This is a genomic window from Polymorphobacter multimanifer (assembly GCF_014205635.1).
Classification (GTDB): Bacteria; Pseudomonadota; Alphaproteobacteria; order Sphingomonadales; family Sphingomonadaceae; genus Sandarakinorhabdus; species Sandarakinorhabdus multimanifer.
Map to the genome: position 1 here is coordinate 1 of NZ_JACIIV010000048.1, position 12,926 is coordinate 12,926.

General features: G+C 55.7%; 10 protein-coding genes and 1 pseudogene. 10 read left to right on the forward strand and 1 reads right to left on the reverse strand.

Translation table 11 applies throughout. The features are described from left to right. From FHS79_RS17790 to FHS79_RS17835, 10 genes are all read left to right on the forward strand, one after another. A partial coding sequence (locus FHS79_RS17790) for a type IIL restriction-modification enzyme MmeI (protein ID WP_341534482.1) occupies positions 1–835 on the forward strand: 835 nt, incomplete at its 5' end. A gap of 17 nt (positions 836–852) precedes the next feature. Further along, positions 853–1,692: a hypothetical protein gene (locus FHS79_RS17795; RefSeq protein ID WP_207792442.1), complete on the forward strand. Its 840-nt coding sequence runs from the start codon at positions 853–855 to the stop codon at positions 1,690–1,692. A 1-nt stretch (position 1,693) separates the two neighbouring features. Beyond that, the gene (locus tag FHS79_RS17800) at positions 1,694–3,802 is read left to right on the forward strand and encodes a DEAD/DEAH box helicase (protein ID WP_184203083.1); all 2,109 of its coding nucleotides are present in this window, start codon (positions 1,694–1,696) and stop codon (positions 3,800–3,802) included. Next, a complete protein-coding gene (locus FHS79_RS17805; RefSeq protein ID WP_184203085.1) occupies positions 3,795–4,997 on the forward strand; it encodes a GIY-YIG nuclease family protein in 1,203 nt (400 codons plus the stop codon). Before FHS79_RS17800 ends, FHS79_RS17805 begins: the two co-directional genes overlap by 8 nt. Further along, positions 4,994–6,703: an ATP-dependent nuclease gene (locus tag FHS79_RS19385; protein WP_184203087.1), complete on the forward strand. Its 1,710-nt coding sequence runs from the start codon at positions 4,994–4,996 to the stop codon at positions 6,701–6,703. The genes FHS79_RS17805 and FHS79_RS19385 overlap by 4 nt, the downstream gene beginning before the upstream one ends. After that, entirely contained in the window at positions 6,703–8,619 is a 1,917-nt protein-coding gene (locus FHS79_RS17815; protein WP_207792443.1) for an ATP-dependent helicase, read from the forward strand. Before FHS79_RS19385 ends, FHS79_RS17815 begins: the two co-directional genes overlap by 1 nt. A 193-nt stretch (positions 8,620–8,812) precedes the next feature. Beyond that, positions 8,813–9,922, forward strand: coding sequence for a Fic family protein (locus tag FHS79_RS17820; protein ID WP_184203091.1), 1,110 nt, complete (start codon positions 8,813–8,815; stop codon positions 9,920–9,922). Positions 9,923–10,290: 368 nt separating this feature from the next. Next, entirely contained in the window at positions 10,291–11,205 is a 915-nt protein-coding gene (locus FHS79_RS17825; protein ID WP_184203092.1) for an ArdC family protein, read from the forward strand. 352 nt (positions 11,206–11,557) lie between these two features. After that, positions 11,558–12,022: a mobile mystery protein A gene (locus tag FHS79_RS17830; protein WP_184203094.1), complete on the forward strand. Its 465-nt coding sequence runs from the start codon at positions 11,558–11,560 to the stop codon at positions 12,020–12,022. Further along, a complete protein-coding gene (locus FHS79_RS17835) occupies positions 12,019–12,609 on the forward strand; it encodes a mobile mystery protein B (protein WP_184203095.1) in 591 nt (196 codons plus the stop codon). The genes FHS79_RS17830 and FHS79_RS17835 overlap by 4 nt, the downstream gene beginning before the upstream one ends. A 33-nt stretch (positions 12,610–12,642) precedes the next feature. On the opposite strand, the pseudogene FHS79_RS19060 reads toward FHS79_RS17835, so the two are convergent. Next, a pseudogene (locus FHS79_RS19060) lies at positions 12,643–12,926 on the reverse strand (hypothetical protein); the annotation flags it as partial.

Consider the following 12,926-nt stretch of genomic DNA (forward strand, 5'->3'; position numbering starts at 1 on the left):
AACAGGGTCTGATCCTCCCAGAGTCATCGGCAGTGTGAATCACAGCTACGACCCAAAGGGAAGACGCTCTGCCCGGGAATCTGCCCCGGCTACGTTCCTTGGTTCACAGGAACTTATGCAGGGCGAAAGACGATTTTGCCTTTGGATTAAAGACTGTGATCGTGAGGAAGCCGAGAAAGTAACAGAAATCCGTATCCGCCTACAGCGAGTAGCCGAGTTTAGGGCAGCGAGCAAAGCCGCCGAGACAAGGCCGTCGGCCGCCTATCCCCATAGATTTAGACAGATTCAATCGGTTGCTGAGAGATGGACAATAGCAGTTCCTGCGGTTTCATCGGAAAACAGAGCCTATTTCCCAGTTGGATTTACCGGCTCCGATACGATTCATTCGAACCGAAATTTTGCTATTTACGATGCCGAAATTTGGAATTTCGCTTTGGCATCTTCAAATATTCACAGAGCGTGGTTGGGGGCTGTATGCGCGCGTTTTGAAACTAGGTATTCATATTCCAACACAATTGGATGGAATTGCCTTCCTGTCCCGATACTGACCGAGCAAAACAAGGCTGACCTCGCCCAATGTGCCGAGGACATCTTGCTAGCCCGCGAGCATTATTTCCCTGCCACCATCGCCGATATGTATGATCCCGAGCGCATGGACACCGAGTTCCCCCGCGTCCGAGCCGCCCACGAAGCGAACGATGAAGTCCTGGAGCGGATCTATATCGGCCGCCGCTTCAAAAACGACACCGAACGGCTGGAAAAATTGTTCGACCTTTACACCAAGATGACAACCAAGGGTTCAGGGTTAGCGACGAAGTTGGCGGGTGTTAAATAATGACGCAATTTAATCGCATGACCGTTGTCGCCGCTGCGGAGATCATATCGGACTTCAAATCCCATAGCGAGATGGAAATATTAGAGGTTCAATGGGGGATCGCTGGGCGTTGCAGCGCATCTAGTAAACCAGCTCGTGCGGCAAGTTTGGCAAAGATCGCCATTGAAGAAGCGGTTCAGGTGATGACCGAGCAGGGCAACCTTCTTCTGGAACGCGCCTTGGTGAACGAAGCCATCAAGGCTCCCAGCAGTCAGCAAAAATCAGATGCTTGGAAAAAGCTCGTCGCCGGGCTCCGGTTTGACGGGTTTGAGCTAGTGGACATCGAAATTGAATCTGACCATATCGACTCGATGTTCTCCGGTCGGAAAAAGAAGAGAATGACGCTCGTCAGGATGCTGCCTAATGATCTTCCGGGTTTAGACTTTCGAGAGGCTGAAAGCGAGATTGTTACCTTGCTTGACCGTAGCGGCTTCACCACGGCGAAAGGCCATCTTGGTTTGGCACTGGCTGCGTTTCAACGAGGGGAGTGGGCCTCGGCCAATGGGCAACTTCGCAATTTCTATGAGAGTTACCTGAACGAAATAGCAGTGGCCCTTGGCTGTCCAATCGGCGACGACAGCAAGGTAAAACGTGACTATCTGGGCACACTGCCCAAGCCATTCTTGCTTTCTGACTATAATGAATGGAACACCAACAATCAAAAGCCGCAATATGTACAAGGCCTAATGAGCAGAATGCATCCACATGGCGGGCATCCCGGCCTTTCTGAGGAAGAGGATGCAACGTTTCGACTTCAGATTTCCTTAGTAACCGCGCGGCTTTTTCTACGCCGATTTAGCCGACAGAATGAACTCTAGTATGACGACATCGAAACCCATCCCCGCCGTATCGTTCCAGACCGCGCGCACCGGCGCATCGGCCAAACCCAACGAAATGGGTATGCGCCAAATGCAGGAGCGCGCCTATGCCAAGCGTGGCGAGCAATATCTGCTGATTAAATCGCCGCCGGCGTCCGGCAAGTCGCGCGCGCTGATGTTCATCGCGCTCGACAAGCTGCACAACCAGGGTGTCAAACAGGCGGTCATCGTCGTGCCGGAAAAGAGCATCGGCGGCAGCTTCGCCGATGAGCCGCTATCCAAGTACGGTTTTTGGGCTGACTGGACGGTGAAGCCGCAATGGAATCTGTGCAACGCGCCCGGCCCCGATGAGGAGCGCGTTGATCCATCCAAGGTTCGCGCTATTGGGCAGTTCCTCGCCAGCGATGATAAGGTGCTGGTTTGCACCCATGCCTCGTTCCGCTTCGCGGTCGAGCAGCTCGGCATTGAGGCGTTCGACAATCGCCTGATCGCCGTGGACGAATTCCATCACGTTTCCGCCAGCGCCGATAACAAGCTGGGTAGCCAGCTTGGCGACTTCATCCACCGGGACAAGGTGCACCTTGTCGCCATGACCGGTAGCTATTTCCGCGGCGACGCCGTTCCGGTTTTGATGCCCGAGGACGAGGCGAAGTTCGAGACTGTTACCTACACCTATTACGAGCAGCTCAACGGCTATGAGCATTTGAAATCGCTCAACATCGGCTATTTTTTCTATAGCGGGTCATATTTGGATGCTATCAACAAGGTTCTTGATCCCAGTCGCAAAACCATTGTTCATATTCCAAATGTCAACAGTCGCGAGAGTTCTCCGCACCACAAAATCACCGAAGTCGAGCATATCATGGAACATCTCGGTGTGTGGAAGGGAGCCGATCCTGTCACTGGCTTCCACCTTGTCGAGTTGCCGGACCGTCGCACGATCAAGATTGCCGACCTTGTCGATGACAGCGACCAGGTTAAACGCTCCAAGGTGCTCGCGGCGCTGAAAGACCCGGCGCACAAGAATGACCGTGACCATGTCGACATCATCATCGCGCTTGGCATGGCGAAGGAAGGCTTCGATTGGATTTGGTGCGAACACGCGCTGACCGTCGGCTATCGTTCTAGCCTGACCGAGATCATTCAGATCATCGGGCGCGCAACCCGCGATGCACCAGGCAAGGAAGTGGCGAGCTTCACCAATCTGATTGCCGAACCGGACGCGTCCGAGGCCGCCGTCGTCGATGCGATCAACGACACATTGAAAGCCATCGCGGCGAGCTTGCTCATGGAGCAGGTGCTGGCACCGCGTTTCAAATTCACGCCGAAGAACAATGGCCCGATTGCCGACTTCGATTACGGACCGGCCGGATACCAGGAAGGCGAGACCAACGTCGGCTTTAGCGAGGAGCGCGGCCAGTTCCATTTCGAGATCAAGGGGCTTGTCACGCCGACGAGCCCCGAGGCGACCCGCATTTGCGCCGAGGATTTGAACGAAGTCATCACCGCATTCGTGCAGGACAAATCCGCACTCGAACGCGGGCTGTTCGATGGCGCGCACGTTGGCGGCGAAACCTTGGCGGAAGAGCTGACCCAGCTCAAAATGGGCAAGATCGTGCGGGATCGATACCCGGAGTTATCGGGCGAAGACCAGGAAGCCGTGCGGCAGCACGCGGTTGCCGCGTTGAACCTGACACAGAAGGCGAAACAGCTAGCGGCCGGCAGTGACGCCGGAGCAGACGCCGCCGAAGGTGATGTCGAGGCTCGGTCAAACACAGCATTGATTGAAGGGGTTCGCAGGTTCGCGATTGAGGTGAAAGACCTCGACATCGACTTGATCGACCGGATCAATCCGTTCGAAGCGGCCTATTCGGTTCTCGCCAAGGCGATGAACGAAGGGACACTGAAACAAGTCGCAGCTGTGATCGGCAAGCGCAAGGTCAGCATCCCTTATGAAGAAGCCCGCGACCTAGCCGTCCGCGCCTTGCAGTGGAAAAAGGAGCGCGGTCGCGCGCCCGAGATCACATCACAAGACCCGTGGGAAAAGCGCCTTGCCGAAGGCGTAGCCGCCTTGGCCAAGTACCGTGCTCAGCAGGCCGCCAATGGTTGACCTTACCGACGACGAGTTGCTCGCAGAGCTCGGCGTTAACGTCGAGCACAAGGCCGCGCGTACATATACGCCGCAGCAGGAACGGATCATTGCCGGCTTTGAGGACATACTGAAATTCTACGATGAGCATGGCCGCGCGCCGCAGCACGGCGAACAGCGTGACATTTTTGAGCGGCTTTATGCGGTGCGGCTTGATCGCTTGCGCGAGCTTGAGGATTGCCGATCGCTGTTGGCCGGCATGGACAACCATGGCTTGCTTGAGACGAGTTCGGGTGCCAGCCACATCATTGCCGATACGTTGGACGATGACGCGTTGCTGGCCGAACTTGGCGTTGAACCTGGCGGCGATGATGACATCACCCAGCTTCGCCATGTGCAGACGCGCGAGGAAAGGCAGGCCGCCGAAGAGATTGCCAACCGCGAGCGCTGCTTTGATTTTGCGAAGTTTCAGCCACTTTTCGCCGATTTGCAGCTTGAGCTTGATTCCGGCATCCGCAGCACGCGCCCGTTCGTGAGAGACGCGGGATTTTTGAAGGCCGACATCGTGCAGGGGCAGTTCTTCATCCTGGGCGGCCAGCTTGCATACGTCGCCGAAGTGGGGGAAGCCTTCAAAGCGCCAAATGGTGAAACCGACGCCCGCTTGCGCGTCGTCTATTCAAACGGGACGGAGAGCAACCTGTTGCGCCGTTCCCTGCAACGGGCGCTCTATAAGGATGAGGCAGGGCGCCGCATTACTGATCCAGTGGCCGGACCGCTGTTTTCCGACACTGCCGGCGAAGAAGATACTGAGAGTGGGACGATCTATGTCCTGCGGAGCAAGTCCACCCATCCCGTTATCGCCCAGCACCGGGAGCTCATCCACAAAATTGGCGTGACGGGTGGCAGTGTCAAAACGCGTATTGCGGCGGCGGAGAACGACGCGACCTATCTTTTGGCGGGTGTCGATATCATTGCCGAATACAAGCTCTTCAACATCAATCGGACCAAGCTGGAAAAGCTCATTCATCGATTTTTTGCCGAAGCGGCATACCAAATCGAGATCACTGATCGATTCGGGAAACCAGTGCGGCCACGAGAATGGTTTCTGATTCCGCTGCATGTAATTGATGAAACCGTCCAACGTATTAGGGATGGTTCAATCTCAGATTTCAGATACGATCCGGTTACGGCGACCATCAAGAAGGCCGAGCGGTGATCATACGGCAGCTCGATATCGAGAATTTTCGTGGGATTAAAAGTCTTTCGCTTCGGCTGGACGAAACGACCGTTATTTTCGGCTCGAATAACACGGGCAAATCCACAATTATGGCGGCTATTCACAGCGTATTGAGCCGCGCGTTTGGTCGTAAAGGAGGAATATTCTCAGAGTACGACTACCATCTAAGCGGTCAAAGCCAGCCCACCGACGCCCCGCCGATCAGAATTACCGTTTCATTCTCCGAAACCGCTGAGGGTGAATGGCCCGATGCGAAGGTGCAGCAACTCGACAAGATAGTTGGTATGACTGCCGGAGGGCTTCAGGTCGTCACCCTTCGCGTCACTGGTTCGTATGATGATGCAACAAGCTCATTTGTCGCGTCGTCCGAATTTCTTGATCCAACCGGCAATCCCTATCCACCCAACCCGAATTCATTGCGAAAGCTCCAGCAACTCATACCTGCATTTTACCTCGCGGCTTTGCGAGATGCTGCCAAGGAATTTCGCGCAGGCGCCCCCTTCTGGGGACCATTTGTCAAAGCCTTAAAAATTGACCCGGCCGTCCGCGCGCAGATCGAGCAGGATATAGCAGCACTCAACCAGCAGGTATTGGACGCGCATACCGGATTTGAATCCGTCAAAACCCGGTTGGCTCAATCGGCAAAAATGGTTCCACTTGGCGGAGGAGCGGAGCCTGTAAGCATCGAAGCCTTGCCTAATCGCGTCTTCGACATCCTCGCTAAAACACAGGTAATGCTCTCAGGCACCTCTGGCGCAGCGTTGCCGCTTTCACAGCACGGCGAGGGTACCCAGAGCCTTGCCGTGATTTGTCTCTTTGACGCATTTCTGGATGCACAGTTGATTGGAGAGTTTGGCGAAGGCGCCGTGCCGATCTTGACGCTAGAAGAACCAGAAGCCCATTTGCACCCCGCCGCTGTTCGTGCCGTCGGTCAGATGCTGAGCGGATTTGTCGGCCAAAAACTTATCTCCACCCACTCTGGTGACCTTCTTTCTTCCGTTCCTCTGAAGTCGTTGCGTCGCTTGCGGCGGGTTGGGGACGACGTAAAAATTTATTCGATTGCAGACAATGCATTCACGGAGCATGAATTTCAACGTTTAAATCATCATGTGACAAGGCATAGAGGTGGCCTCCTATTTGCGAAAGTTTGGATTATTGTTGAAGGCGAAAGCGACGAGCTTGCAATTCAGGAAGCTGCACGAATTATGGGCTTCGATCTCTTTGGTATCGGTATTTGCTGTTTCGAGACCAACATCGGATACGCCCCGTTTATCAAGCTTGCCGATCAACTTGGAATACATTGGATAGCCACTGCCGATGGCGATGCTGCTGGAGAGGGCTATATAAATACCTCGCGCGCCTTTCTAAACGGCAGGGTCGAGGCTGACCATATTCGCCAAGTTCCAGCATTCGATATCGAGAATTACTTATGCCATTCTGGATTTGGTCAATTGTACCTACAATCCATGTCGGCACAAAAGGTTCAAAATTATCCTCTACCCGATGCAATTGATGCTGTTTCCTATTGGAAACAAGTGATAAAAAATCAAGGATATCTAGATGGAAAACCAGCAAAAATGCTTTCTGTTTTTGAACATATCGAAAACCTTGGATCGGTCGCTCTGCCTTTATACCTTCGTGAGACAGTGGAACTAGCAGTCGCTAAAGCCAAAGAAGGTGATTGATGATTGACATTTCATCATTGAACGACCGCCAAATTGAAGCTGTAAATTGGCAAGATGGACCTTTACTCGTTTTGGCCGGGCCAGGCTCCGGAAAGACTAAGGTTCTGACGAGCCGCATTGCGCGTCTTGTTCAGGAATCTAGCACCAAACACTTCCGCATTCTCGCCCTCACTTTCACAAATAAGGCAGCTGCCGAAATGCGGCAACGAATTGAATTGCTAGTTCCCGGATCGGGAAATCGCGTGTTGCTCACAACCTTTCATTCGTTTGCGGGCGACGTGTTGAGGCAGCACGGACACTTAATCGGCCTCAAGCCTGACTTCACGATTATCACGCAGGAAGGCGAGCGTATTGCTCTGCTTGACGAGGCAATTGCGAAGACCGACCTCCACACTGAGGAGCTCAATTTCAGCGGCGAAAGGCTCCTGCCACTTATCAATCGCATGCTCGAAAATGATGTATCAGCAGACTCGATTTCGAAAATGGTTCTGGCATTGCCAGCGGATCAGCAGGGACCGATCCAAGAGATTTACGGTGCTTACCGAAGTCACCTAATTTCATGTAATAGTCTCGACTTTCCGACTTTGATAGCGGAAGCTGTGAGAATATTTAGAGAAATTTCTGCCGTCTGCAATCAAGTTAGGCGAATTTATAAATTTATATGCGTCGATGAATTTCAAGACACTAATTTATCGCAATATCATCTTCTTACGCAATTGATCAATCAAGACAGTAACAACCTTTTTGTAGTGGCTGACGACGATCAGATAATCTATCAGTGGAATGGGGCGAGCCCAGAACGACTTAATAGACTTCGATCTGATTTTAATATGAATTTAGTCCAATTGCCAGCGAACTATCGGTGCCCACCGGAAGTTATCGAAATTGCCAATAAACTTATTGCCCACAACGCGACGAGATCCTTAGACAAACAAAACCTGCAAGCGTTAAAGCCGGTTGCGGCTGGGAATGCTGTTCGTGTCGGCGGCTTCAATTCGTTGGACGAAGAATTATCTTGGGTAGCTAGCGACATTGCGTCGCGTAGCGAACTGGAGCGGTCGCGTTGTGTTGTTTTGGCGCGAACTCGGAAAGCGTTGGAAGGCGCACTTGAGCAGCTCGTCGCAAAGGGTGTTCCAGCATATCTAGCAATGAGAAAAGATGAGTTCGTGAGTGCGCCGTTGCGATGGCTTCACGCAGCCTTGCGCCTTGCAAATAACCCTCAAGATCGAGAACAGGCTCGAAGACTGTGTAAAGCGTTTTATGCGCTAGAAGGCTTGCAAGTTGACCCAGCCAATGTCATTTCTTCATCTGAGGCATTTGATGGAAGCGCGCTTCGCGCTTTCGCCAATATAGCCTTGGGTCGCGCAGAGATTGGCGCGCAAACCTCTGTATTTCTCTTCTCTGCGATTCCTGCCCTCACCGATAAGCTAGATTTCCGCTCATTTACGCTGGCGACGTTTGGTTGGGCCGAAATGCTGCAAGACACCGCCATCGGCACCGACAATCCATTTGCCGATTACGGCACTGAGAAATCAACTTGGTCGGAATTGGTAGCAGAGATCGAGGGGCAGTTCGGCCAGGAAAACGTTACACTCAACGTATTGCTTCAAGAGCTGGATATGAGATCAAAGGCTCCGTCACCTGCGAACGGTGCGGTTCCATGCTTTACAATCCATGCGTCGAAAGGCCTAGAGTTTGGGCACGTTTACCTAATCGCGATGGTCGAGGATCAGTTGCCGAGCTGGGCGGCGGTAAAGAAGGGCGCGGATAGCCGAGAGATGCAGGAAGAACGGCGTAATTGCTTTGTGGCGATAACGCGAACCGAAGACTCACTTACCCTGACTTACTCACAGCGCGTGTTTGGGTGGAACAAAGCCCCGTCTCGATTTTTGCGCGAGATGGGATTGATAAATTGAGTTCACAGCTGCCGAATCTGGCAGTCTGTGACACATTTTATGCGCAGCCTGGGTAAGGCATGGGGTTGGGACCCCAGAGTTTAAGCCTTGTTTTGCGGCGAATAGCGATCCTATTCGCCGCATGTAGCGCGGCGATTGATCTTGCTTTATGCGGCGAATAATCGTCATAATCGCCGCGGAAGGCGCGGTGATTATGAGCTACATCCACGAGATTGCCGATTGGCCAACCCTGCGTTGGAGCAACGAAGAGCTGGCCCAGCCGCTTGCCGCCGTGCGGCATCGACAGGGGCGACTGATTGGCCGCATGGAGGCGCTTGGTTTCGCGCTACGCGAGGAAGCTGTGCTCCATGCCCTGACCGAGGACGTTCTCAAAACGAGCGAGATCGAGGGTGAAGTGCTCGACAGGGAGCAGGTGCGTTCCTCCATTGCCCGCCGTCTCGGCATGGATATCGGCGGTTTGGTCGAAGCTGATCGAAACGTCGAAGGCATCGTCGAAATGATGCTGGACGCCACGCAGAATTATGCGCAGCCACTGACGGCAGAGCGCTTGTTTGGCTGGCACGCTGCGCTGTTTCCGACCGGGCGCAGCGGCATGACCCGCATCACCGTAGGCGCGTGGAGGACCGCCGAAGGTGGCCCGATGCAGGTTGTTTCAGGGCCGATTGGCCGGGAGCGGGTTCACTATGAGGCGCCGGCATCGGATCGGTTGGACGCCGAAATGTCCCGATTTCTCGATTGGTTCGAAACGGCGACACCCGATCCGGTTTTGAAAGCCGGGATTGCGCATCTGTGGTTTGTCACCGTCCACCCCTCTGATGACGGCAATGGGCGTATTGCGCGTGCCATCGCCGATCAGGCGCTGGCACGGGCGGAGGGAACTGCGCAGCGCTTTTATAGCATGTCCGCGCAAATTCAGACCGAGCGCAAAGCCTATTACAACATGCTGGAATCGACACAGAAGGGCGCGCTCGACATCACGCCTTGGTTGCTGTGGTTCATTGCTTGCCTTGATCGCGCCTTTGACGGTGCCGAGACCATCCTCGCCAGTGCGATGCGCAAGGCGCGGTTTTGGGAATCGGTTGCCGAGCAGCCTTTGAACGAACGCCAGCGCAAGGTCATCAACCGGCTGCTGGACGGATTCGAGGGCAAGCTCACCAACGCCAAATGGGCGGTGATGACCAAAGCGTCGGCCGACACCGCCTTGCGCGATATCAACGATCTCGTTCAGCGGGGCATCCTTGTCAAAGACCCCGCCGGCGGGCGTAGCACCAGCTATTCGCTGGCGCCGGAGATTGCGGCGTAAACACCGGCTTCCTTGCCTCCTCGGCAGCGTACTGAGCGCCCCCTTCGGGCCGGGCTGTTTCGCTAGCGCAACTGAACCGGCCCTGCCGTTTCCGCCCATTCGGGTTGCCATCCCAGACGCGCAATAGGGCGGCCAAGCCCGCCCTGTCATGAGCGCCGCCAGCGGCGCGAGCTCTCCCTGTTTCGAGGGAGAAAGAAGCGCCGCCTCTCTCTCCCTGCAAGGCCATGCTTTGGTGGCCGTGGCTCGCTGCGCTGCGCCCGCACCACCCACCGGCACCAGACCTTGCTCCCACTCTCTCCGCCCTTCGCCAGGTCGGCAGGGGTCATGCGCGGCAGACCCGCTGCGCTGACAAGAAGGGAGCAAATACCATGACCAAGCAGACCATCAAGCAGGACCCCCATAGCCGCATTACCGACCGCATTCTGGCCGAACTTGAACAGGGCGCCCGGCCTTGGTTGAAGCCGTGGAGCGGCGGCGACATGGCAGCACAGGGAATGACCCGACCATTACGCGCCACCGGCCAAGCCTATCATGGCATCAACGTGCTTTTGTTGTGGATTGAGGCGCAGGCATCCGGCTTTGTCAGCCCATCATGGATGACCTACCGGCAGGCCCAGGCCTTGGGCGCCCAGGTCCGCAAGGGCGAGAGCGGCGCAACAATTGTCTATTATGGCGACAGCAGCAAAACCGTGCAGGACGAGGCCAGCGGCGAAGATCGGGAACAGGCCTTCCGTTTCCTGAAAACCTACACCGTCTTCAATGTCGCGCAGATTGATGGCCTTCCCGAAAAGTTTCACATCATGCCGGAACCGACACCCGAAGCGGAACGCATCGGAGAAGCCGAGGCTTTCTTTGCCAGCATCCCCGCAACCGTCAACCATGGCGGCGACCGTGCCTATTATGCGCCAGGCCCCGACCGCATTCAGCTTCCGCCCTTTGCAGCTTTCCACGATGCCCCAGGCTACTACGCCACCCGAGGCCATGAAACCGTGCATTGGACAAGCCATGCAAGCCGACTTGATCGCAGCTTTGGCCGCGAGAAATGGGGCGATGCCGGTTACGCGCGCGAGGAACTTGTGGCGGAATTGGGCGCAGCCTTTCTTGCCGCCGACCTTGGGCTAGCCATCGCGCCGCGCCCCGATCATGCCAGCTATATCGCCAGCTGGATAAAGGTCTTGCAGAACGACGCCCGCGCCATCGTTCAGGCAGCCGCGCACGCCGAACGGGCCGTGGCCTTTCTCCACCAACTTGCGAACCCGGAGGAGGTGAAAGCGGCGGCATAGCCGCCGATGAGCGAGGCCGCCCCTGACCGGGGGCGGCCAATTCGTTTGACCCGCACCACCCACCCCAAGGCGGGGTCGCTCCCTTTGGTCGCCGACCAATGTCGAGTGGTCAGAATCTCGCGCTTGGCACTGGCGGCCGTCAAGGCAGCTCTCGCTCCGAAGCATACAACTGTCGGTGGGATGAGGCCCCTCCCGAGACCAGCTGATCGCGCCGGTGCCGGTCCAAGATTGCAATCGCTGTTGCTCATTTATTTATAAGCAAAACTTTTACTATTGCTCGTTTATATGTGTTCAGGACGCGTTGTTCTGCTCATATTTATATGTTATCGAGAGCGAGAATGGACACATGCATATGAGCAACAAGCAAGCCCAGCTTGCCAGAAAGAACCTCGACAAGAAGCTCGCGCTCCTAAGGACAGAGCAGCTTGTAACGCCTCCGCGTGGCTGGACGAAAGCCATCCGCGAGGCCCTTGGCATGACCACACGGCAGCTTGCCGAGCGGATGGGCGCTGCGCCGTCGCGCGTCACTACGATCGAGAAAGCGGAGACGGCCGGTGCTGTCACCCTCAAAACTCTGCGCGAAACGGCCGAGGCTTTGGGCTGTCAGTTTGTCTATGCATTCGTGCCCACAAAGCCGCTCGACGACATTCTCTACGATCAGGCCGCGCGCAAAGTGCGCAATGAACTCGCCCACCTCAATCATACGATGCGCCTCGAAAATCAGGCGCTCACGCCCGCCGATCTAAAAGACGAGGAGCGCCGGCTCATCGGTGAGTGGCTCACCGGCCCGAACCGTCGCTTGTGGGAAAAGGAATGAGCGACCAGCTTTTTGATGGTTACGACGATGCCAATACGCCTCTCGAAGCCGAGGAGCGCGAACAGCTCATTCCATCCTATATCACGCTGCGCGCCGAACTGAACGAGGCCGAACTGACCAACATCGCCGACGCAAGGAAGTGGCTATCGTCGCGCAAGCGGGAAGTGCTCGATTCCCGTTTTCTCAACGAGCTGCATAAACGTATGTATGGCGATGTATGGAAGTGGGCGGGCACATACCGCACCACCGCGCGAAATATCGGCATCGACGCCCACCGCATCCCGGTCGAGCTTTATCAGGCAATCGACAACGCCAAATACTGGGCGACGGACAAGACCTTTCCCGCCGACGAGATTGCCGTCCGCTTCAGTCACCGCGTTGTCGCGATCCATCCCTATCCCAACGGCAACGGTCGCTTCTCCCGCATGGTCGGCGACCTTCTCGCAATCGAACTCGGCCGACCGCGTTTCAGCTGGGGCCAGGCCAATTTGGTCGATCCGTCCGAAACCCGCAAAGCCTATATTGCCGCGCTCAAAGCAGCCGATGCCGAAGACTTCGAACCGCTGATCGCGTTCGCGCGGTCGTGATTGACCTGCCCGGCCGGCTAAGACATTCAGCCGCTAGAGTGTCAGCCCATCCAACGCCTTTACCGCCGCATCGCAGATGAGATGGCCGTAGTGGCGCTCGATCATCTCGGCGCTCGTCCCTGATATCTGTGCGATCGTCAGCAATGGCAACCCTGCGGTCACAAGGTCCGTGATCGTGCTATGGCGAAGCGTGTAGGCGGTCGCACCAGCTGGCAGCCCTCCTGTGTCAACGGCGGTCGGATTCCAGGCCAGTGTGGCGGTGTAAAAGCAGGCCATTTTCGGTGCGGCCCGGTTGTTTGCAAAAAGGCCCCCGATCG

Excerpts from the sequence above, each read along its gene's own strand:
- FHS79_RS17825 (WP_184203092.1), top strand. The coding sequence starts at position 10,291 with ATGACCAAGCAGACCATCAAGCAGGACCCCCATAGCCGCATTACCGAC.
- FHS79_RS17835 (WP_184203095.1), top strand. The coding sequence starts at position 12,019 with ATGAGCGACCAGCTTTTTGATGGTTACGACGATGCCAATACGCCTCTC.
- FHS79_RS17830 (WP_184203094.1), top strand. The coding sequence starts at position 11,558 with ATGAGCAACAAGCAAGCCCAGCTTGCCAGAAAGAACCTCGACAAGAAG.
- FHS79_RS17815 (WP_207792443.1), top strand. The coding sequence starts at position 6,703 with ATGATTGACATTTCATCATTGAACGACCGCCAAATTGAAGCTGTAAAT.
- FHS79_RS17820 (WP_184203091.1), top strand. The coding sequence starts at position 8,813 with ATGAGCTACATCCACGAGATTGCCGATTGGCCAACCCTGCGTTGGAGC.
- FHS79_RS17805 (WP_184203085.1), top strand. The coding sequence starts at position 3,795 with ATGGTTGACCTTACCGACGACGAGTTGCTCGCAGAGCTCGGCGTTAAC.
- FHS79_RS17795 (WP_207792442.1), top strand. The coding sequence starts at position 853 with ATGACCGTTGTCGCCGCTGCGGAGATCATATCGGACTTCAAATCCCAT.
- FHS79_RS17800 (WP_184203083.1), top strand. The coding sequence starts at position 1,694 with ATGACGACATCGAAACCCATCCCCGCCGTATCGTTCCAGACCGCGCGC.